21 protein-coding genes and 2 riboswitches are annotated in these 19,287 nt (G+C 72.9%); of the genes, 10 read left to right on the forward strand and 11 right to left on the reverse strand.

The features are described 5' to 3' along the window. Window positions 1–33 precede the first annotated feature (33 nt). Window positions 34–291 carry a DUF6221 family protein gene (locus AB0898_RS15830; protein ID WP_366803496.1) on the reverse strand — a complete coding sequence of 86 codons (258 nt, stop codon included), beginning with the start codon at window positions 289–291 and terminating at the stop codon, window positions 34–36. Between the two features lie 119 nt (window positions 292–410). Between AB0898_RS15830 and AB0898_RS15835 the strand changes: the two genes are divergently transcribed. After that, window positions 411–626, forward strand: a complete 216-nt coding sequence (locus AB0898_RS15835; protein WP_366803497.1) for a hypothetical protein — start codon at window positions 411–413, stop codon at window positions 624–626. 19 nt (window positions 627–645) lie between these two features. Here AB0898_RS15835 and AB0898_RS15840 read toward each other — a convergent pair whose 3' ends face one another. The 3 genes from AB0898_RS15840 to AB0898_RS15850 all read right to left on the reverse strand — a co-directional run bounded on the left by AB0898_RS15840 (window position 646) and on the right by AB0898_RS15850 (window position 2,785). Beyond that, a complete protein-coding gene (locus AB0898_RS15840; protein ID WP_366803498.1) occupies window positions 646–1,068 on the reverse strand; it encodes a hypothetical protein in 423 nt (140 codons plus the stop codon). 118 nt (window positions 1,069–1,186) lie between these two features. Continuing rightward, window positions 1,187–2,104, reverse strand: a complete 918-nt coding sequence (locus AB0898_RS15845) for an aminoglycoside phosphotransferase family protein (RefSeq protein ID WP_366803499.1) — start codon at window positions 2,102–2,104, stop codon at window positions 1,187–1,189. A gap of 87 nt (window positions 2,105–2,191) precedes the next feature. Beyond that, window positions 2,192–2,785: a TetR/AcrR family transcriptional regulator gene (locus AB0898_RS15850; protein ID WP_366803500.1), complete on the reverse strand. Its 594-nt coding sequence runs from the start codon at window positions 2,783–2,785 to the stop codon at window positions 2,192–2,194. A 48-nt stretch (window positions 2,786–2,833) separates the two neighbouring features. Here AB0898_RS15850 and AB0898_RS15855 point away from each other — a divergent pair, with 48 nt between their 5' ends. After that, on the forward strand, window positions 2,834–3,421 hold the full coding sequence (locus AB0898_RS15855; protein ID WP_366803501.1) for a GNAT family protein: 588 nt from the start codon (window positions 2,834–2,836) through the stop codon (window positions 3,419–3,421). Between the two features lie 53 nt (window positions 3,422–3,474). Here the strand turns inward: AB0898_RS15855 and AB0898_RS15860 are convergent, their stop codons facing one another. Further along, a complete protein-coding gene (locus AB0898_RS15860; protein ID WP_366803502.1) occupies window positions 3,475–3,972 on the reverse strand; it encodes an inorganic diphosphatase in 498 nt (165 codons plus the stop codon). Window positions 3,973–4,439: 467 nt separating this feature from the next. On the opposite strand from AB0898_RS15860, the gene AB0898_RS15865 reads away from it, so the two are divergent. Further along, entirely contained in the window at window positions 4,440–4,931 is a 492-nt protein-coding gene (locus tag AB0898_RS15865) for an inorganic diphosphatase (RefSeq protein ID WP_366803503.1), read from the forward strand. A 41-nt stretch (window positions 4,932–4,972) separates the two neighbouring features. Here the strand turns inward: AB0898_RS15865 and AB0898_RS15870 are convergent, their stop codons facing one another. Continuing rightward, window positions 4,973–5,539: a hypothetical protein gene (locus tag AB0898_RS15870; RefSeq protein ID WP_366803504.1), complete on the reverse strand. Its 567-nt coding sequence runs from the start codon at window positions 5,537–5,539 to the stop codon at window positions 4,973–4,975. Next, window positions 5,536–5,820 carry a DUF211 domain-containing protein gene (locus AB0898_RS15875; protein WP_366803505.1) on the reverse strand — a complete coding sequence of 95 codons (285 nt, stop codon included), beginning with the start codon at window positions 5,818–5,820 and terminating at the stop codon, window positions 5,536–5,538. The genes AB0898_RS15870 and AB0898_RS15875 overlap by 4 nt, the downstream gene beginning before the upstream one ends. Window positions 5,821–5,905: 85 nt before the next feature. After that, a riboswitch (Fluoride riboswitch) is annotated at window positions 5,906–5,968 on the reverse strand. 191 nt (window positions 5,969–6,159) lie between these two features. On the opposite strand from AB0898_RS15875, the gene AB0898_RS15880 reads away from it, so the two are divergent. After that, entirely contained in the window at window positions 6,160–7,482 is a 1,323-nt protein-coding gene (locus AB0898_RS15880; protein ID WP_366803506.1) for a GAF domain-containing SpoIIE family protein phosphatase, read from the forward strand. A 119-nt stretch (window positions 7,483–7,601) separates the two neighbouring features. Then, window positions 7,602–7,680, forward strand: a riboswitch (Fluoride riboswitch). Between the two features lie 127 nt (window positions 7,681–7,807). After that, on the forward strand, window positions 7,808–8,014 hold the full coding sequence (locus AB0898_RS15885) for a DUF2180 family protein (RefSeq protein ID WP_366803507.1): 207 nt from the start codon (window positions 7,808–7,810) through the stop codon (window positions 8,012–8,014). Between the two features lie 156 nt (window positions 8,015–8,170). Here the strand turns inward: AB0898_RS15885 and AB0898_RS15890 are convergent, their stop codons facing one another. Then, complete coding sequence (locus tag AB0898_RS15890) at window positions 8,171–8,314, reverse strand: hypothetical protein (RefSeq protein ID WP_366803508.1); 144 nt, start codon at window positions 8,312–8,314, stop codon at window positions 8,171–8,173. A 365-nt stretch (window positions 8,315–8,679) separates the two neighbouring features. Further along, window positions 8,680–9,348 (reverse strand): helix-turn-helix domain-containing protein, encoded by a 669-nt coding sequence (locus AB0898_RS15895; protein ID WP_366803509.1) that lies wholly within the window; start codon window positions 9,346–9,348, stop codon window positions 8,680–8,682. A 215-nt stretch (window positions 9,349–9,563) separates the two neighbouring features. Here AB0898_RS15895 and AB0898_RS15900 point away from each other — a divergent pair, with 215 nt between their 5' ends. From AB0898_RS15900 to AB0898_RS15915, 4 genes are all read left to right on the forward strand, one after another. After that, a complete protein-coding gene (locus tag AB0898_RS15900; RefSeq protein ID WP_366803510.1) occupies window positions 9,564–10,328 on the forward strand; it encodes an SDR family NAD(P)-dependent oxidoreductase in 765 nt (254 codons plus the stop codon). A 164-nt stretch (window positions 10,329–10,492) separates the two neighbouring features. Then, window positions 10,493–11,416: an LLM class F420-dependent oxidoreductase gene (locus AB0898_RS15905; protein ID WP_366803511.1), complete on the forward strand. Its 924-nt coding sequence runs from the start codon at window positions 10,493–10,495 to the stop codon at window positions 11,414–11,416. A 50-nt stretch (window positions 11,417–11,466) separates the two neighbouring features. Further along, window positions 11,467–12,291 carry a DUF1684 domain-containing protein gene (locus AB0898_RS15910; RefSeq protein ID WP_366803512.1) on the forward strand — a complete coding sequence of 275 codons (825 nt, stop codon included), beginning with the start codon at window positions 11,467–11,469 and terminating at the stop codon, window positions 12,289–12,291. 362 nt (window positions 12,292–12,653) lie between these two features. Beyond that, entirely contained in the window at window positions 12,654–13,109 is a 456-nt protein-coding gene (locus AB0898_RS15915; RefSeq protein ID WP_366803513.1) for a hypothetical protein, read from the forward strand. A 905-nt stretch (window positions 13,110–14,014) separates the two neighbouring features. On the opposite strand, the gene AB0898_RS15920 is transcribed toward AB0898_RS15915, so the two are convergent. Beyond that, the gene (locus tag AB0898_RS15920; protein ID WP_366803514.1) at window positions 14,015–15,643 is read right to left on the reverse strand and encodes a cation acetate symporter; all 1,629 of its coding nucleotides are present in this window, start codon (window positions 15,641–15,643) and stop codon (window positions 14,015–14,017) included. Beyond that, window positions 15,640–15,918 carry a DUF485 domain-containing protein gene (locus tag AB0898_RS31870; RefSeq protein WP_407078349.1) on the reverse strand — a complete coding sequence of 93 codons (279 nt, stop codon included), beginning with the start codon at window positions 15,916–15,918 and terminating at the stop codon, window positions 15,640–15,642. The genes AB0898_RS15920 and AB0898_RS31870 overlap by 4 nt, the downstream gene beginning before the upstream one ends. A 468-nt stretch (window positions 15,919–16,386) precedes the next feature. Between AB0898_RS31870 and AB0898_RS15930 the strand changes: the two genes are divergently transcribed. Beyond that, window positions 16,387–19,269, forward strand: coding sequence for a toll/interleukin-1 receptor domain-containing protein (locus AB0898_RS15930; protein WP_366803516.1), 2,883 nt, complete (start codon window positions 16,387–16,389; stop codon window positions 19,267–19,269). Window positions 19,270–19,287 lie beyond the last annotated feature (18 nt).

Genomic DNA, 19,287 nt, shown 5'->3' on the forward strand with positions numbered 1-19,287 from the left:
ACCGCCACCGGACGGGGAACGAACCCGGCCTCCCTACGGGCGCCACTCCCGGCGGTAATCAGGGTGCTCGGCGTACGACTGCGTGAGCACCCTGAGCGCGTACGTCAGCCCTTCGTGACGTGCATCCGCCGGGTCCATCGCCTCGTACTCCCCGGCCAGCATGTCGATCAGGTCGAGCATCGGCAGATGGCTGTCCAAGAGGGCGTCGCCGCCGAAGAGTTGGGCCACGTACGCATAGGCGTGGCCGTCGGCCATGTTCCGCTCCCGCAGGAACCTGATGAAGTCGCTCACGAGGTCATCCTGACCCATCGGCCCCCTCCGGACCGGCCGCGGCCGCCGCAGGCAACACTCGGAGGTCGCTTACGGGACAGCCCGCGAGGGCGAGTTGGCCGACTCTGTAGCATCGGGGCATGCCCACGGGACCTTTGCACGACCGCGCCGTCAACAGCATCGTCAACGGTGACCTCACGCAGGAGCTGTTCCCCTGCCGGTGCACGATCGGCGACGATCACATCGAGGGGCCGGACTCGATCGACTACGACGAGGATCCCGAGGACTACTCGTTCGCCGGAGCCGAGGAAATCTGGCTCTCCAGTGGCATGGACGAGGACTACGACTTCCGCTGACGGCCTCGCCCGAAGCGCGTCACCGCGCACCGCTCGACGGTGACCGGAAGCCGGCCACGAGCTGGTGCGCGTACTGATGGTCCGGGCCGAGGTCCTGGACCGCCCGCTCGGCCTCCCGGATCCGGCTCGTCTCGCACAGCAGCCGCACCAGGGCGTACAGGGCACCCCGGTCACCGCCCTCGGCCCGGTCGCGCAGCGCCGCCTCCATCCCCCGCTCACGCAGGGCGGTGTTGAGTCTCCGGCGTGCGTGGACATCCGTGAGAGCGCGCTCGGTGAGTTCCGGGAACCGTTCCGCGGAGACGAGCAGATCCATGTGCCACAGATGGTTGTTGTGCCGACAGGGATCGATGGAATGGCACTCGGCGTGTGCGCTTACCAGCGCGATCGCCGCATCCCAGTCCCGCCGCTGCTCCGCTGCCCGAACCTGCTCGAACCACTCCACGGGTCGAGTGTCTCAGAGCGGCCTCCAGGACCAGCGCGCCGCCACATGGGCTCGGCGCACATGCCCCTGACGCCCGAGGAGTCCCCGACCGGACAACTCCCAGCTCACGAGGCCCGACTCACCGACGCACCGTCGCGATGAGCCGCTCCAGCGACGCCCGCCCCGGCGGCCCCCAGGTCGGTTTGCCCCCGGGCCGCCCCTCATCCCCCGCGTGCCCGATGTGGAGGCCGGCCAGCGCCCGCAGCACCGCCCAGCCACGGGCGCGGCGGAGGGTCGCGGCGTCCGGAGCGGGGCGGTAGGCGGCGTGAAAGAGATCGACGGCGCCGTCCGGCAGCAGGATCCACCCGGCGGCGAGGTCGAAGGCCGGGTCGCCCGCGAAGAGGTCGCCGAAGTCGATGACACCGCAGAAACTGCCGTTGGCGGTGAGGACGTTGGCCGGATGGAGGTCGCCGTGGAGCCAGAGGCGGGGGCCCGTCCAGACGGGCGCGTCGGCGGCGTCCTCCCAGACGGCGCGGACGGCGTCCGGGTCGGGGACCAGGCCCAGGTCGGCGGCGGAGTCGAGTGCCCCGGTGAAGTGCTCGGCGGTGTCGGCCAGTACGCCGCCCCGGTCACGGCCGACGGGCGCGTCCTCGGGGGCCGGGCGGTGGAGCGCGGTCAGGAAGGCGGCCAGAGTGGCGGCCGCCTCCGCCGGGCGCGTCGCGGGGGCGCGGTCGGCGGGCTCGCCCGGTACCCAGGTGGTGACGAGCCAGGGGCGTGGGAACCGTTCCGAGGGCTCACCGAGCCGCTGCGGTACGGGAATCGGCAGCGGAAGACGCGGGGCGAGCCCCGGCAGCCAGGTGTGTTCCTTGCGCAACAGCGCGTCCGCCGACCGCGTCGCCCAGGGCATCCGGACCGCGAGATCGTCGCCGAGCCGCCACACCTGGTTGTCCCAGCCGAGCGCCCCGAGCTGGAGAGGGCGCTCCGCGAGATCGGGACACTGCTCACGCAGCAGCTCCCGGATCAGGTCCTCGGTGATGTCAATCTGAGTGTCCGTCATACGGAGCAACGCTAGCGGGGCGCCGACCGCTCCGGGCGCCACTCGCGGTGCCACGACGCCCCCTTGACCGGTACCGGAGCCCCGGGTTCAGTCCGTCGCGAGAGAGGCGAGGAACCCGTCGAGCATCGCGGTCTGGACGTCCTCCGGGAACCGGGCGGGGTCGAAGAGCGCCTGGACGACCAGCCCGTGGATGAACGCGACCGCCGTGGCGGCGAGTTGGTCCGGGTCTGCACCGGCGGGGAGTTCTCCCGCGTCACGGGCGGCCGCGAGGTGCGGGCTCAGGGTCGCGCGCAACCGCGTGTAACGGTCGGCCTGTTCGGCGGCGAGGGCGTCGTCGGCCAGGGACAGGTCCCAGGAGCTGACCCAGATGCGGTTGCGGGCGGTGTCGTCGGGGGTCAGCGGCAGGATGTCGAGGAGCATGACCCGGACGGTGGCGAGACCGGGGGCGGGGTGCTCGCGGCGCGGCCGCCCCGCCGTGTTGCTCTCCAGCAGGCTCAGGGCGTGCGCGATGAGGGCGCGCTTGGCCGGGAAGTAGTGCATGAGCAGCCCGGTGGAGACACCCATCTCGGCGGCGACGGCACGCAGGGTCAGCCCGCCGAACCCCTTCTCCGCGAGCACCTGCCACACGGCACGGCTCACGTCCTCACGGCGGGATTCATGGTCGACGGGTGCGGGCGGCATGCTGCTACCTTACGTACCGAACGCTTGTTACGTACCCAGGAGGCGCCCGTGTTCGCCCTGCCGCTCACCGACGACGCCCAGCTCCGCCCGCTGGAGCCCTGGCAGGCCGAGGAGTTCCTGGCGCACATCGACCGCGCCCGGCCCACGGTGGACCCGTGGATACCCTGGGCCGGCTTCAGCACGGACCTCGCAACCGCCACCGCCACGCTCCAGCGGTACGCCGACCGCCAGGCCGCGGACTCCGGCCGGATCTACGGCATCTGGCTGGAGGGCACCCTGGTCGGCGGTGTCATGTTCACCCACTTCGACACCGCCTCCGGGGTGTGCGAGATCGGCTGCTGGCTGGAGGCCGCCGGCGAGGGACGCGGTCTGGTGAACCGGGCCTGCCGGGTCCTGATCGACTGGGCCTTCCGCGAGCGCGGGATGAACCGCGTCGAGTGGATGGCCGCGTCGGGCAACACCCGCAGCACCGAGGCCGCGCGCCGCCTCGGCCTGACCCGCGAGGGCGTGCTGCGGCAGCGCTATCCGCACCGGGGCGTGCGGCTCGACAAGGAGGTGTGGGCCGTCCTCGCCGAGGAGTGGCCCGCCACCGCGCCCGACGCGAGCCCGGCACCGGAGGGAGCCATCCGCGCCTGAACGAGTGGAGCGCGAACAGTACGCGCACACCCCGGAGTTGGGCGCGCGAAGGCTCAGGCCCCCTGCCGGGCCGGTTCGGCCGCGCGGGCACGGGAGGCGGCGATCTCCGCGTACGCCTGCTCGCGGCCCTCCCAGTGCGAACCCTCGACGGACTTGCCGGGCTCCAGGTCCTTGTAGACCTCGAAGAAGTGGGTGATCTCCATCCGGTCGAAGTCGGGGATGTCACCGATGTCCTGCACGTCGGCGTAGCGCGGGTCGTGCGCGGGGACGCAGAGGATCTTCTCGTCGGGGCCGTGCTCGTCGCGCATGACGAACATGCCGACCGCCCGGCACTCCACGACACAGCCGGGAAACGTCGGCTCGCCGGTCAGCACGAGCGCGTCCAGCGGGTCGCCGTCGCCGCCGAGGGTGCCGTCGATGTAGCCGTAGTCGGCCGGGTACTGCGTGGAGGTGAACAGCATCCGGTCCAGACGGATGCGGTGCAGTTCGTGGTCCATCTCGTACTTGTTGCGCGACCCCTGAGGGATTTCCACGATCACGTCGAGTTCCATCGGTTCTCCTGGTGGCGGGTGTCGTCGCCCGGCGTGCGCGTACGGCCGGGCATGGGCGCGGGTCCGTACGGCGCGGGCGGATGGCGGCCGCGGCGGGGAGTCTCACCGAAGGGCGGCAAAGCGGCGGGTACGGGCATCGTTCCTCCTGGTCACAGCGTTGGACCAGGGACCGTCAGCGGCGGATGCCGCGGTTCACGGTGAGCCCCATCACCGGCGCGCTCGGCGCATTCGCAGTATGCCCGGCATGACGCCGCGGCAGGCATCCAGCGTACGCCGAACGGGGCATGCGAGCCGTACGGCACCGGTCACGACAGATCCCCTCCACATGGTTGCCGCCCACCCCCTCGTGGGAAGAATGGTGGTGCCGGGGGCGATGGGGCTCGCCCTGTGACCGCACGGCCGGGCGTACGACGACCGTGCTGATGGCCTCTGCGTGGAGGGTGTGCGCACCACGGGAGGTGACTGCGATGGAGTTCCTGGTCACGGTGGACGCGACGATCGGCTCGCCGTTCGCCCCGCCCGACGGCTCGGACGGCCACGACCTGATGAGCGCGGGCTCGACCCGGGTGACCGGATACCCGGTCGGCTCGGGCAGCGCCGGCGGCACCCTCACCGGCCAGGGCGGTACGGTCCCGGTCCTGCTGCTCATGGAGGAACCCGCCCTGCCGGACCGTACCGTACGGGCCCGCCCCGTGGCCCTGCTGCACGCGCTGGTGGACGGCCGCCCGGAGACCCGCGTGCTGTGCGTGCCCGCGCACGACGCGAACTTCGCGTCCCTCGCCGACGTGAGCGCCCTGCGCGTCTGGCACGCCGACGAGGACACCGTCGCCACCGTGCTGCGCCGCTTCGACCGCTCCCACCGCTGGCGCGTCATGGACTTCGAGGGGGCCGCGGCGGCGGAGGAGTTCCTGACGGAGGCACGACGGGCGTACGAACGGCTGACGGGGTGCCCGGGGTGAGCGGCCGATCGGCCGGCCGCCGCCCGTGACTTCGGGGCGCCTCACGCGATGTGCAGCCACACCCCGATCCACGTCACCGCCACCCCGCCCGCCCCCAGCACCCCCGCCCACCGCACCACGCTCCCCGCGAACAGGCGCCCCAGCGCCGCCCCCAGCACCGCGAGCGCGACGACGGCCAGCACGGCCACGACCCAGGAGAAGCCGGGCAGCGCGGCACCGGCCAGCAGCGGAAGCGTGGCCCCCGCGAAACTCGCCGTGCAGGCGATCACGGTGGCCAGCAGGGAGCGCAGGGTCGCGAGGCGGCCGAGCCGGGTGGTGGCCAGCTGGCCCCGGCGGGTGAGGTTCAACTGCCGTGAGGCGCGCATGAGATACGCCCGCCGGTCGGCGTAGTCGGCGACGAAGACCGCGAACGCGGCGGTCGTGAGCGCCGCCAGCCCCACCCGGACTGCGAGCCCGGCAGTGACGGGCGCGCCGGAACCGACCAGCGAGGCCGCGGCGAGGGTGAGGGCGTTGAGGAGGCCGTCCACCAGGCCGAGCACGAGCGGCAGGGTGGACTGCGCCGCCAGTTCACGGAACTTCCGCTCCACACTGCCCAGTTGGCCGGTCATCGCGACCGGGGCTTGTTCTCCACCGTGTACACACCGGCCACGACCTCGTCGATGCTGTGCACCACGGCGCCGGTCCGCTCGATGGCCCGGGTGAGCGCCGCGACGTCGATGTCGTCGCCCTCCACGGTGACGTTGGTGCCGACGGTCTCGATGTCGATCTCCGTGACCGCGATGTTCACGGCCTGGACGCCGGGCGCGGCCTCGATGACGAGGGCGAGGTGGATCAGATCGGGTTCGGCGATCGTCTTGTCCACGTCGAGGACGAGTCTGCGGACGGGCATGACGGGCTCCTTGACAGCCAGGGGGCCGGCGAGGGCACCTCCCGGGTCGTGACGGTCGGCGGGCGGGCGCGGTGGCGTCCGTCGCCGTTCGGTAGAGGCCATCAGCACGGGAGTGCGGTCAAGGGCGAGCCTCATCGCCTCTTCCATCATGCGCCCGGCGCGGAGGACCGGCGAGGGCTGGGCACATGGCACCGAGCCCGCCGAGCCACCGAGCCGCCGGGCTGCAGAGCGGTCGAGCCGTCGAGCCGTCGAGCCGCCAACCCGCCGGAGGCCAACACGCTGAGGTTTCCGAACCACGGACGACAAAGGTTACAAAGGAGACAGGACGGAGGGAGTGCGATGAAGCGGGACGATCCACCACAGCCGGAGGCCGGGTCCGACGCGTCCGCCCCCGAGGCACCGGAGGCCTCGGCGGCGCGGCTGCGGCTGCTGGCCGAGGCGAGCCGCGCGCTGGCGTCCAGTCTGGACGCCGGGGAGGCGCTGCGCCGGCTGGCCCGGGTGGTGGTGCCCAATCTGGCCGACGCCTGCGTCATCGACGTGATCGAGGGCGACGGCCTGCGGCGGCTGACCGTCACGGACCGTGACCCGGAGCGGGCGGTACGGGTGCTGCCGGGCGCCTCCCTGCCGGCGCCGGGCGAGTCGGCGGCCGAACTGGCCAAGGTGCTGCGCGGCGCGGGCCCCGTGGTGGTCGACCGCTTCGGCGGCCCGGAGCCGGACGACCCGCTGCGTGCCGCGCAGTGGCGGCTGTACCGCAGCCTGGGCGCGGAAACCGCGCTGATCGTGCCCCTGCGCGCCCGCCGGCAGGCGCTCGGCGCGCTGACCTTCGTCCGGCGCGCCCCGGCGACCCGCTTCGACGAGCAGGAACAGGCGCTCGCGGCCGACCTCGGCCACCGGGCGGGCCTCGCGCTGGACAACGCCCGGCTCTACGCGCTCCAGCAGCACACCGCCGAGCAGTTGCAGCTCTCCCTGCTGCCGGACCTGTCCGGCGTCGGCGACGTCGAGCTGGCCGCGCGCTATGTGGCCGCGCGGGAGCGGGCGGAGGTGGGCGGCGACTGGTACGACGCGTTCCGGCTGCCCGACGGCTCGCTGATCCTCGCCGTCGGCGACGTCGTCGGCCACGATCTGACCGCCGCCGTCCGCATGGGCCAGCTGCGCAACATGCTGCGGGCGCTGGCCTACGACAGCGGGGACGACCCGGCCGGCACGATGGGCCGGCTGGACCGGGTGATGCAGGGTCTGACCGCCGTCGAGCTGGTCACGGCGGTCATCGCCCGCGTGGAGACGCCCCCGGACGCGCCCTGGCTGCTGCACTGGACCAACGCCGGGCATCTGCCGCCCCTGCTGGTCTGCCCCGACGGCCGCAGCGACCTCCTGGAGGAGGGGCACGCCCCCATCCTCGGCGTGGATCCCGGCCTCGACCGCGACACCGCGACCGTCACGCTGCCGCCCGGCTGCACGTTCCTCCTGTACACGGACGGGCTCGTGGAACGTCCCGGCGAGGACATCGGGCGCGGGCTGACCCGGCTGCGCCAGTGCGCGACCGCGTTCGCGGGCGAGCCGCTGGAGGTCTTCCTGGACGAGCTGCTGGCCCGGATGGGCGACGACCGCCAGGACGACATCGCCGTCCTGGCCATGCGGGTTCCCTCCGCTCCGTCCGGCTGATCCCTACGGGCCGCCCCGCACGGTCGCTCGCCGGTCCCTCTTGATCCGCGCTGCCGACTGGTCCGTCCCGCCGACTTGTCCGCCCTGCCGACTTGACCGCCGCCGCGCGGGGCGGTTCACTCGACATCGGCGATGGAGCCCGCCTGGACCCCCTCCGGTCCGAACCGCCCACCCCGGGCTGATGGTTCCTGACTCCGTCAGGAAACCCATGCCCTCGGGAGGTACGCAGGGTGAACACATCGTCGGCCCCCATCACGCGACGCGCACTCGCGCCGCTGTCCGACTCCGCCCGCCCGTCCGTCCGTTGCCGGAACGGAGCGCGGCGATGAACTGCTTCGACTGCCAGGACCTGGACGTCACCACCGCCGCGGTCGCGGTCTGCCGCTCGTGCGGTGCGGGCATCTGCGGCCGGCACGCGCACCCGTACGCCCAAGTCCTCCACCGGGCGGCCGGCATGGGCACCGCGACCAGGCGCCGGGCGGCACGGCGCCTGCTGTGCGAGACCTGCGCGGCGGCCGAACGCAGCGACTGACCCCCGCCCCGAGACGGCCGCGGCAGCCTCTCCCGCCTGCCCGGCCTCCCCACCCTTCCGGCGCGCGTCCCTCCGAGCCGTACACCCGCACGGCCCGGGCGCCCGGAAGGCGACGTCCGGGGTGTGCGGCCCGGCTGGGCCGCACACCCCGGCTCGTCAACGCCCTTGCCGCTGGGGGTAGTCGCCGCAGCCCTCCCCCGCGACCAGCACCGAGGTGACGCACGCCGGCAGACCGTCGGCGCCCCGCCCGGTCTCCCGCGAGGTCTGCCGGGTGAAGCCGAGCGAGGCTTTGGGGATCACCGGGTACTTGGGCTGCGCCGCATCGACCGTCCACCGCTCGCCCCGGCCTGCTGGTAGAGCTCGTCGGCGGGGGTGGTGAAGACTTCGCGACCCCAAAGCTGCACGCGCGTACCGGACTTGCATCCCTTCCCGGCCCACCGCACCTCGATCGCGGGCACCCGTTCGCCGCCCTCGGCCAGGGCCTGCACACGGACGAGGTCCAAACTCCATTACGCCTTGGCCGAGTTGCGGGCCGGCCGTCGCAGCACCCGTGGCTCACCCCACCCGGGAACCGGGGCGGGCGCCTCGCCAAGGATCGTCCCGAGCAGAAGCGGTGCGACTCCGTGCGGCGGGTCGGGTACGAGGTCCATCGACAACTCCCGCTCTCAGTCGCCGCGTTCCGCACGCCGGGCGTCGTTCGCGAGGCTGCGGGCGATGGCGGCGGCGTCGGAGGCCACGTCCTCCACGGTCGCGTGACGTCGCGCGAGGAAGTCGCTGCGCAGCAGTGTGGCGTAGCCGTGGGCTGCCGCGATCTGACGCTCCAACAACTGGAGGGCACTCTTGGCGTCCTCACCGGTGACGGCCAGGGCCGCGGGCAACAGGGCGTCCATGACGGCGCGTCCGGCCTCCATCAGCTCCTGACTCCCGGCGTCCCGGAGTTCCTCGGCGTAGATGAGGTCGAAGCCCGAGCCGTGCTCGGCCGCGAAGCGGGTGTAGACGGCCGCGGCGGCGGCCATGGCCTCGACGGGGTCACCGGATCGGCCGGGGGCGTCACCGAGGCCGCCGGGGTCACCGGGGTCACCGGGGTCACCCAACGCCGCCTGCGCGGCCCGCAGTTCGCCGGTCAGCCGGTGCGCGGCGGTGATCGCGCACGCGATCAGCAGATCCTTGCGGCTCGCGAAGTGGCGGTAGGGGGCCGCGCTGCTCACCCCGGCCCGGCGGGCGACCTCGGCGACCGAGAGGGCGCCGACGCCCTGTTCCGCGATGACGTCGAGGGCGGTCGTGACCAGCGTGGCCTTGAGATCGCCATGGTGATACGTGCTGCGCCGAGGCATTCGCCGACCCTCCCTCGCTGAATGTAAGGGACATCTTACATCAAGCCACTCCAAGCCGGTCCGGCACACAGGGGCGCGAGTGCGGGTGCAGGTGCGGGCGCGCCCATGATCCCACCCCCTCCATGTTTGACTCGATGAAAGAGGGCTCTTACATTGATGTGATAGGCCATTTACATGGGCCACTGAACTGCCCTCATTCCCAGAAGGAGCGAAATATGTCCGCGAAGCTGGAGACAACGGTCGCGGTCGTCACCGGCGCCAGCAGCGGCATCGGCCGCGCCACCGCCGTACGGCTCGCCGAGGAAGGCGCCGCCGTGGCGCTGGTCGCGCGCCGCCGTGAGCGGGTGGAGGAACTCGCCCGGACCATCGAGGCGAAGGGCGGCCGGGCCCTCGCGGTGGAGGCCGACCTCACCGGCGCCGACGCCGCGAACGGGGTCGTCGAACAGGTCGTCGGCCACTTCGGACGGCTCGACATCCTGGTCAACGCGGCCGGTGTCATGCTCAACGGCGACACCCTGCGCGCCCGGACCGACGAGTGGGACCAGATGGTGGACATCAACCTCAAGGGGCTGCTGTACCTCACCAAGGCCGCGCTCCCCCACTTGCTGGAGGCCGCGCAGACCGCCGATCGCCGGGTCGCCGACGTGGTCAACATCAGCTCCGTCGCGGGCCGCCAGGCCCACCCCACCGTGGCCGTCTACAACGCCACCAAGTTCGGCGTCACCGCCGTCACCGAGGCCTGGCGCCAGGAGTTCACCAGCCGCGGCGTCCGCTTCTGCGTGATCGGCCCCGGCGCCGTCGACACCGAGCTCTTCGGCCATCAGCAGCCGCAGGTCCAGGAAAGTGACGAGCGGTTCTTCGCCGGCATCGAGAAACTGCACCCCGAGGACATCGCGGACGCGGTCGCCTACGTCACCACCAGCCCGCGCCGACGCGCCATCAACGAGATCGTCGTCCGCCCGACGGACCAGACGGTCTGAGCGCCCTTCCCCATGTGGCCGGCGCACATGTGCGAGCCGCACACACGACCGCCCCGTACAGACGGCTGCACGCGGCCGCACATGGCTGATCCGTACACACGACTGACAAGAAGCTGTCACAAAAGAACCGGAATGCGGTCCCCGCGAGGACCGTTTTCACTGGCATGACTGTGGGAGTAGCGCTCAACGCGGCCGACGCGCCGAATCAGGTCGACGCCACCGTGCGGCTGGCCCAGGAGGCCGCGGCCGCCGGTCTGCGGTCGGCGTGGTTCGGCCAGACCTTCGGCGCGGACTCGCCCCAGCTCGCGGCGATCGTCGGGCGCGAGGTGCCCGGGCTGCAGGTGGGCACCTCCGCGATCCCCGTCTTCGGCCGCCATCCGCTGCCCGTCGCCGGCCAGGCCCTGACCGCCCAGGCGGCGACGCACGGCCGCTACCACCTCGGCCTGGCCCTGGGTACCAAGCTGCTGACCGAGACCGGCTTCGGTCTGCCCTTCGAACGCCCCATCGCCAGGCTGCGTGAATTCCTCACCGTGCTGCGGCAGTTGACCCAGACCGGAACGGCCGACTTCCACGGTGAACTGCTGACCGCCACCACCCCGGTCCCCGCGCGCGTGTCCGGCGCCGAGGACGGCGTACCCATCCTGGTCGCCGCGATGGGGCCACAGGCGCTGCGGGTCAGCGGCGAACTGGCGGACGGCATCCTGCCGTACCTCGCCGGACCCCGCGCCCTCGCGGACCACATCGTCCCCGCCCTGACCGCCGCGGCCGAGGCCGCAGGGCGTCCCGCGCCCCGGGTCGTGGCCCTCGTGCCCGGCGTGGTCACGGACGACGTGGACGCGGTGCGGCGGAAGGCCACCGAGTACCTCGCCTTCTACGAGCGGATCCCGTCCTACGCGCGGGTCATCGAGCTCTCCGGCGGTCGCCGCGCCTCCGACCTGGCCGTGATCGGCGACGAGAAGACGGTCGCGGCGCAGGTACGGCGCTACCGCGACGCCGGTGCGACCGAGGTCGTGTTCTCCGGCACGGAGATGGCGGGCGACGAGGACCGGCGCCGTACCTGGGCCCTCCTCGGCGAACTGGCCTCCTGACGTCCGCCAGTCCAACTCCCTTTGAAAACTCGCGTATTGAAGGAGTTCACATGACCACCGAGGCGACCACGACGGACCTGCGGGCCTTCACCGAGGACTGGCTGGAGTGGTACCGCGCCCACGAGGCCCGGCTCGCCGGCCCGCACGGCTTCCTGGCGATCACCGGCCTGCACTGGCTGGACGACCGCCCGCAGCGCTTCCCGGACGCGCCGGGCACGTGGCACACCGGCGCCGAGGGTGTCGTGGTGCGGCTGGACGAGGGCGAGGAACTGCTGGTGGACGGCGTGCCGGTCCGGGGCGAACACCGCTTCGGCGTCCTCCCCGAACGCGGCGGTGTCGACGCCGTCTGGGGCGACGCCGTCATCGAGATCGCCAAGCGCGGCGGCCACGACATCGTCCGCCCCCGCCACCCGGACGCCCCGCTGCGTACGGCCTTCACCGGCACCCCCGCCTACGCCCCCGACCCCCGCTGGGCCGTCACCGGCCGCTACGTCCCCTTCGACACACCCCGCCCCACCACCGTGGGCGCGGCGGTCGAGGGCCTTGAGCACGTGTACGACGCGCCGGGCCGGGTCGAGTTCGAACTCGACGGCCACGCCCTCGCCTTGACCGCGTTCCCGGGTGCGGGCGAGGGCGGTCTGACGGTCCTGTTCACCGACGCCACCTCCGGCGTCACCACCTACGCCGCCAACCGCGCCCTTGCCATCGCCCCGCCCGCCCCCGACGGCACCGTCCTCCTGGACTTCAACCGCGCCGCCAACCTGCCGTGCGCGTACACCGACCTCGCCACCTGCCCGCTGCCTCCGGCGGAGAACCGGCTGCCGGTGCCGATCGAGGCGGGCCAGAAGCTTCCCCGGGAACGCGGGGGCGCGTGAACCCGGCCGCACTCCACGTAGCGGGCATCTTCAGCTGGTCGGCGCGGCGATCAGAGCGGGCTGCCGTAACCGCCCACCGTGTCGGGGAGGTCGGCGTCGTGAGTGTCGGCTACCAGCTCGGCGAGGGTGAAGTGGGCTTCCACTCCGTGAGGCACGCGAACCGGGAGGCCATGGCCTAGCCTCCCATCGGGCCTGGCCCATGACACCGGGCCCGCCGGCCTCGGCGCGGGGAGATCATCGGACAGGGCGGCGCCCGCAGGAGACACGGCGCAGACCGCTGAGCCACGGTCGGCCGGGCGGGGTCTCGAAGCTCCGGCGGGGGCCGAGGGGCCCGGCCGGTTCCGAGGCGGCACAATGCGGCCGTGGACCTGAGACCGGAACTGTCACCCCCGCCCGTCAGCCGGCAGCGGCTGGCGGAGCTCTGCGACGACATCGAGCGGATCGCCGGCCTGCTGCTTCGCGGAGACGAGAGCGCGGAGGACGAGATCAGGGGCTTCAACGCGAAGACGGGCCACGCCTACGTGGCCCTGGACTTCACCGCGTACGAAGGCAGCCGGAGTCTGCGCGAGTTCGCGTCCGAGGCCGGGCGTCCGGCCCGCCCTCGGATCGCGGACATCGTCACGGACGAACTCGTCGAGGTGGTCCGCAGAATCCTCGCCGGCAGCCCGGAGACCGGCTACTACCTGCGCCTCCTCCAGGCCAACGTCCCGCATCCCCGGGTCGGCGACCTGATCTTCCATCCCCCGGCCGGCCTGCGCGGCGCCTCGCCCGAGCAGCTCGTCGACGAGGCGCTCGGGTACCGGCCGATAGCGCTGTGAACGAGAGGGCTGCTCGGGTACGTCGAGGGCGGCTGCGAGCGCGGGGCCCCGGGGCGACCGTGGTGCCGCCGAGGGCTACGAACTGCGCGGGGGGATGTTCTTCATCGCCGCGATGCCCACGCCTTCGTCCTGCTCACCGGCCTGGACACCGCCCAATGGCCGCCCCCGCCGGGCGTCGCCGTCGGCGGCTTGAGCTACACGCCCTACACACTCACGCAGGGCCGAACGCCTCACCTGATCACGATCACGGCCCTGCTCGCCCTGGCCGTCCTCGCTCCGGCGCTGTCCTGGCAACGCCGACGGGCTGCGCGGGCGCGGTGCGAGCGGAGCGCGTGGACGCATGGGCAGCCACGCCACGGACTCTCCGCCGCTCACGGCGCTCTCCGCGTAGGCGGCCCTCGCCTGCCCGCTGATCCTCATCAGGTGCCCGGACACCGCATGCCGCGACAGGCTGCCGGGCAACTGCGTGACCCGGCGGTTCCCGGGCGAGTACCCGGAGGTCGTACTCGTAGCCGACCACATGCCCGGCCACGACGATCCACGGCTTCAACGGCGTCACGAACAGCCGTAGTTGACGCCGGTCCAGCGTGGCCAGGATGCGGGTGCCGATGGTGACGTCCGAACGGTCGCCGTGGCCGGAGGCAGGGGACGCGACCCGCTGACCGCATGCCGCTTGCGCCGCACGAACGACCCCTGGATCTCGTCCTCCGTCACCGACACGTCCGCCGGCACGGTGGGCACGGAAGCGGGCACGGCCACAAGCACGGCCACAGGCCAGGGGCCGTCCCGTCGCCACGCCCTGCCCCCCGTCCCCCCACGGGCAACACCACTCCACCGCACCCCCGAGCGAGACAAAACAGACTCTCACACGCCACTGACACCCACCCGAACCCGCAGGCCGGAGTTCACGGCGTCCGGTCGGACGGTGGCGGTGGCGGTGGCGGTCCCGCCAGCAGGCGGCGTTCGGCGGACTCGTAGCGGCCGCGTTCCCGGTCGGCGGCCTTGCGGCCGGAGAGCAGGGTGGTGAGCCAGCCGGCGAGGAAGCCCGCGGGGACGGAGGCGAGGGCGGGGGTGTTGTACGGGAACCAGTCGAAGTCGGCTTCCGGGAAGGCGGAGAGGGGGGAGCCGGAGACGAGGGTGGTGCCCGGGGTCAGGACGAGGACGGTGAGGGTGCCGACGACGAGCGTGGCGAGCAGACCCGCGCGGGTGTAGCGGCGCCAGAAGAGGGTGTAGAGCAGCGCGGGCGCGATGGCCGAGGCGCCGAGGGTGAAGGAGAGGGTCGCCAGGGGCTGGAGGCTGCGGTGCTGGGCGAGAGCAGCGGCCAGGATGACGGGGATGCCCACCAGCAGGGCGCACGAGCGGGCGAGGGTGAGTTCGCGCGCCGGGGGCAGCGGGGTGGGGCGGGAGGCCGTCAGGTCGTGGGCGAGGGCGTTGGCGCAGGCGAGCGTCATGCTCGCCACGGAGGCGAGGAGGGTGAGGAAGACGGCGGTGGTGACGGTGGCGAAGAGCAGGCTCTCGGAGCGGGAGAGGCCGGTGCCGAACGCGGCGCGGGCGCCGAGCAGATAGGCGGTGGTGCCGTGCGGATCGGCTCCGGCGATACGCGCGCGGCCGAGAAGGGCGGTGGCCCCGGTGCAGATCAGTACGAGCATCAGGATGAACAGGGTGACCGAGGAGACCGCCCAGGACATGGCCCGGCGGACCTGGCGCGGTGTTCCGGCGGTGTACATGCGCATGGTGACGTGCGGCAGGCAGGCGGCGCCCAGCACGATGGCGCACTGGGTGCTCGCCATGTCGAGGGCGGGGTGCGGACTGCTGGAGTACTGGAGCCCCCAGCGCAGATAGGCGGGCCCGGCTCCGCTCTGGCGTTCGGCGGTGCGGAACAGCGTCTCGGTGCTCCAGCCGAAGGTGTGCAGGATCAGTCCGCTGACGACGAGACCGGAGGCGAGGAGCATCACCGTCTTGAAGATCTGGACGAGCGCGGTGCCGCGCATCCCGCCGAGCGCCGCGTAGCTGATCATGAGTATCCCGGCGCCCACCACGCAGCCGTTCTTCATGGCGGGTTCGGTGAACCCCATGACGTAGGCGAGGAGTTCACCCACACCGGCGAGCTGAACGATCATCATCGGGACGAGTGCGACGAGGGTGACGGCGCAGGCCGCGACGCGGACGCTGCGCGCGGGATGGCGGTGGCCGAGAACATCGCCCATGGTGTAGCGGCCGGTGTTGTGCAGCGGCTCGGCGAGCAGGAACATCAGCAGGAGCAGGGACAGTACGGCGCTGAGGGCGAGGACCACCCCGTCGTAGCCGCACAGCGCGATGATGCCGCCGATGGTGAGCACGGTGGCGGCGGAGATGTAGTCCCCGGCGATGGCGAGGCCGTTGCGCAGGGGCGAGAGGGACTTGTAGCCGGTGTAGAACTCGGCGAGGTCGTCCGCGTCCGGGCCGGTGAGGACGCAGAGCAGCAGGGTCAGCGCGACGACGGAGCAGAAGGCGGCCAGGGACCAGGACTGCGCGGGACCGCTGAACTCCGTCACCGGGCCCCTTTCCGGTGCGTGGGCGCCGGGTACGCCTGGCGGGCGCGGCGGATCAGCGGGTCGACGACGGAGCGCGCGGAGACTTCGTAGAGCAGGACGGCCAGCCAGGTGACGGGGATCTGCGCGAGGGCCAGTACCAGCCCGGTGGGCAGGCCGCCGGGCCCCGGACGGGTCATCAGCCCCGGCGCCTTGACCGTCAGTAAGAGGAACCCGGCGAAGTAGCCGAGCGCGGTAAGGGACGGCACGCGCCGCTGCCAGCGGTAGGCGCGGCGCAACAGGCGCAGGGTGCGGACCGGACCGGACCGCCACCCCGCGGGCTCCGGCCCGGACGCCCCCTGCTCCGTCGACCAACCGGGCGTACTGCGGGGCGTTCCGTCGGCTTCTGAGTCGTCGGACTGCGGTCGGCCGGGGGAAAACCCGGAGCTGTCGTAGGACATGTCGGAATCTCCTGGCGGGGACTGGGCCCGGAAAGAGACGGACCGCGTGCACGGGCGGCGGCTCGGGGTTCGCTTACGTGGTGTTCGTCGCGGATCGGAGGTGCCGTACGGGTGGGTCGATCACCCACTGTGCGGGGCGATTTCATGGTGCGCGCGAATATGTCGGCCGACAGGGACAGTTACCCCTGACCTCATGTCGACATGTCCACTGCCGACGATCGTTCTCGGCCAGAGTGCGGGGGCGTCGCGTACCGTGAAGTGCTGGGCGTGCTGGGTTCCGGGGGCGGGCGGAGCGAGGAGACCTGGGTGGACGAGTACGACGTCTTTCTCTCGTTCGGCGGTCACGACCGGCTCATGGCCGAGCGGACCGCGAAGGAACTGCACGCCAGAGGCCTGCGCGTCTTTCTCGACGAAGGCATCCGCACCGGCCAGGGCGTGACGGCGGCCATCGAGAGGGCGCTGGCGGCGTCCCGCCTGCTGCTCGTGTACTTCTCGGCGGGCTACCCGATCCGGTACGCCTGCCAGTTCGAGCTGACAGCCGCGTTGCTGGCCGGTCAGCGGGAGGGGAATCCCGCCGGGCGCATCGTCGTGATCAACCCGGAGCCGGACGAGGATCACCTGTTCCCGGTGGAGCTGGCCGACGCCTCCTTCGCCCGCGCGCCGAAGTACGGGGACAAGGCCGCGTACGCCGCGCTGGAGGCCGCGATCCGGGAGCGGCTGCGGTCCGTGCGGGGCACCATCGGCGAGCCCCGGTTCACCGAGCGGCCTCGCTGGATCGCGAACCGCGTCGCGGGCGAGTACGGCTTCGTCGGCCGTTACCGCGAACAGTGGCAGCTGCACTCCCGGCTCCGTGAGGCCGGCTATCCGCTGGTCCGGCAGGTGACGTCCGGTCCCGTGGTGGCGCTGCTCGGCGTCGCCGGTGCGGGCAAGTCCGCCCTCGCCGCCGCCTACTCCTGGCAGTTCGGGGCGGCGTACCCCGGCGGGGTGCACTGGCTGGACCTGTCGGGCACCACACGGTCGGACATGACGGACCGTTACCACGCCGAGGTGCGCCGGATCGCGCGCACGCTCCAGGCCGGTCCGGACACCGGCCGAGCCGACGCCGCGGAGCTGACCGCCGCCGTAGCGAACCGTCTCCACACGGCGCGGGAGGCGGCCCTGTGGGTGGTCGACGACCTGCCGCCCGGCCTGGAGTGGCGGGAGGTCGAGCCGCTCCTGCTGCCGGCGGAACCGTGGCTGCACACGGTGCTGATCAGCCGCCACGGCCCCTACGCCGAGACGATGCCGACCGTGGAGCTCGGGCCGATGAGCGCCGAGGACGCGCGGGCGCTGCTGCTCAGGTACCGTCCGGTGGACACCGAGGACGAGGCGCGGGCCCTGGACGTCCTCGTCGACCGGCTGGGCGGCCACGCCATGGGCCTGCGGCTGACCGGACGCCGGCTGCGCGACAGGCAGGGGCTGCTCTCCGTCGCCGGCCAGGTCCGCCACCTCGCCGACGAACCGGGCGCCCTCGACGCCGCGACGGTCCTGGTCCGCGAGAGCTTCCGGACGCTCACCGAGCGGCAGCGGCTCGTTCTCCAGCTCACGGAGGTGTGCGCGGGCGCGTCCCTGCCCGCCCGGTTCATCGCCGACGTGGTCACCGAGGTGCGGCCCGCCGGGGACGATCCGGGCGACGCGCTCACCGGTCTGCGCGACCTCATGCTGGCGGCCCGGACCGAGGACCGCTGGGAGTTCCACTCCATCGTCCGGGAAGCGGCGCGGCGCTTTCTGCCTCCCGTCGTTCCCCCGTCCCTGCTCGCCCGGACCGCCGCCGGACTGCTGCTGCGGCAGGCCGAGTCGCCCGGCGGCGTACCGGAGGAGCTGATGCCGCACGCCGCCGCCCTCGCCCGCCGCTCCGACGTGCCCGCCGGCACCGCTCACACGCTGCACCGCGTGCTGAGCGTCTTCCACGAGGACCGCGGCGAGCCGGTCGCGGCCGCCCGGCACTGGGATCTGGCCCTGGCGTCGGCTATGGGGACGGCACCGGAGCTGCTCCGGGCCGCGCAGGCCCATCTGGACGCGGGCGGGTACGAAAGGGCCGGACACTACGCCGGCCTCGCGCGCCGGGCCGCACCGGCCGGTTCGCCGGCCGGGACCGCCGCCGTGACCGTGCTGGCCCAGGCCCTCGACTCGCTCGGCCGGATCAAGGCGGCGGACCCCTGCTGGGACACCGTACGAGCGGCGCTCCCGCCGCTGTCGGACGTCCGGCCGGCCGGGACGGGGACGGCCGGTGACGGGCAGGCCGTCGATGAGGCCACGACGGAACTGTGGCTGGGCTACCTGAAGAGCCGCCGGCTCCGCGGCGACATGCGCACCGCTCTGACGTACGCCGAAGCCCTCGTCGCCCTCCTCTCCCGTGAGCCGGCCGAGACCGCCGGACACCGCCTCCAGGCCGCGCGGATCGAGCTGGCCGTCGTCCAGCTGTCCACGAACGCCCAGCGCGAGGCCCGGCAGACCGCGGAGACCGTCCGGAACTGGTACCGCGAACAGGGCCTTCCCGAGCACATGCACTCCGTGGCGGCCCAGTCCGTGCTGGCGCAGGCCTGGCTGACCCTGCATCTGCTGGAGCTCGGCCCCGATCCGGCGAACTGGCGGGAGGCCGCCGAGTCATTGGCCCGGCTCCGGGAGCAACTGCGCTCCCGGCACGGACCGTTGAACGGCGCCACGCTCGCCGCCGACGTGGAGTACGGCTACGCCCTGCTGTGTCTGGGGCGTCCACACAAGGCCCGCACGCACCTGGTGGAGACGATCTCCCGGCTCGACCGCCGGTACGGCCCCCGGCACCCGCTGACGCTCCGCGCCCGGCTGATGCTGGGCCGCTCGCACGCCCAGCTGCGCGAGTACCGGCAGGCGGCGGAACTGCACGAGCACGCCTACGACGGCCTGTCGGCCACCCTCGGCCCCCGGCACCCCGACACGCTGCACGCGCAGTACGGGCTCGGGGTGGCGCTGGTGCTCACCGGTAACCGGAGCCGGGGCCGGCGCATGCTGAGAGAGGTGCGCCGCACCGCGCCGTCCTCCGTGGGACGCAAGAGCGACCTGTACGCGCAGAGCGTCGCCGCGACGGCCCTGTTCGTCCTCCCGTCCGGGCTCTGGCGCCAGGTCGACCGCATGACCAACGACCGGCCCGGCCCCGACGACGAGCCGTAGACTGCTCGGGTGAGGGAA

The sequence above is a fragment of the Streptomyces sp. NPDC005435 genome (assembly GCF_040703155.1).
Lineage (GTDB): Bacteria > Actinomycetota > Actinomycetes > Streptomycetales > Streptomycetaceae > Streptomyces.

Coding starts and splice junctions, on each gene's coding strand:
- AB0898_RS15870 (WP_366803504.1), bottom strand. CDS start 5,539: ATGACCGGCCAACTGGGCAGTGTGGAGCGGAAGTTCCGTGAACTGGCG.
- AB0898_RS15905 (WP_366803511.1), top strand. CDS start 10,493: ATGACTGTGGGAGTAGCGCTCAACGCGGCCGACGCGCCGAATCAGGTC.
- AB0898_RS15900 (WP_366803510.1), top strand. CDS start 9,564: ATGTCCGCGAAGCTGGAGACAACGGTCGCGGTCGTCACCGGCGCCAGC.
- AB0898_RS15895 (WP_366803509.1), bottom strand. CDS start 9,348: ATGCCTCGGCGCAGCACGTATCACCATGGCGATCTCAAGGCCACGCTG.
- AB0898_RS15860 (WP_366803502.1), bottom strand. CDS start 3,972: ATGGAACTCGACGTGATCGTGGAAATCCCTCAGGGGTCGCGCAACAAG.
- AB0898_RS15885 (WP_366803507.1), top strand. CDS start 7,808: ATGAACTGCTTCGACTGCCAGGACCTGGACGTCACCACCGCCGCGGTC.
- AB0898_RS15910 (WP_366803512.1), top strand. CDS start 11,467: ATGACCACCGAGGCGACCACGACGGACCTGCGGGCCTTCACCGAGGAC.
- AB0898_RS15875 (WP_366803505.1), bottom strand. CDS start 5,820: ATGCCCGTCCGCAGACTCGTCCTCGACGTGGACAAGACGATCGCCGAA.
- AB0898_RS15850 (WP_366803500.1), bottom strand. CDS start 2,785: ATGCCGCCCGCACCCGTCGACCATGAATCCCGCCGTGAGGACGTGAGC.
- AB0898_RS15865 (WP_366803503.1), top strand. CDS start 4,440: ATGGAGTTCCTGGTCACGGTGGACGCGACGATCGGCTCGCCGTTCGCC.
- AB0898_RS15835 (WP_366803497.1), top strand. CDS start 411: ATGCCCACGGGACCTTTGCACGACCGCGCCGTCAACAGCATCGTCAAC.
- AB0898_RS15845 (WP_366803499.1), bottom strand. CDS start 2,104: ATGACGGACACTCAGATTGACATCACCGAGGACCTGATCCGGGAGCTG.
- AB0898_RS15880 (WP_366803506.1), top strand. CDS start 6,160: ATGAAGCGGGACGATCCACCACAGCCGGAGGCCGGGTCCGACGCGTCC.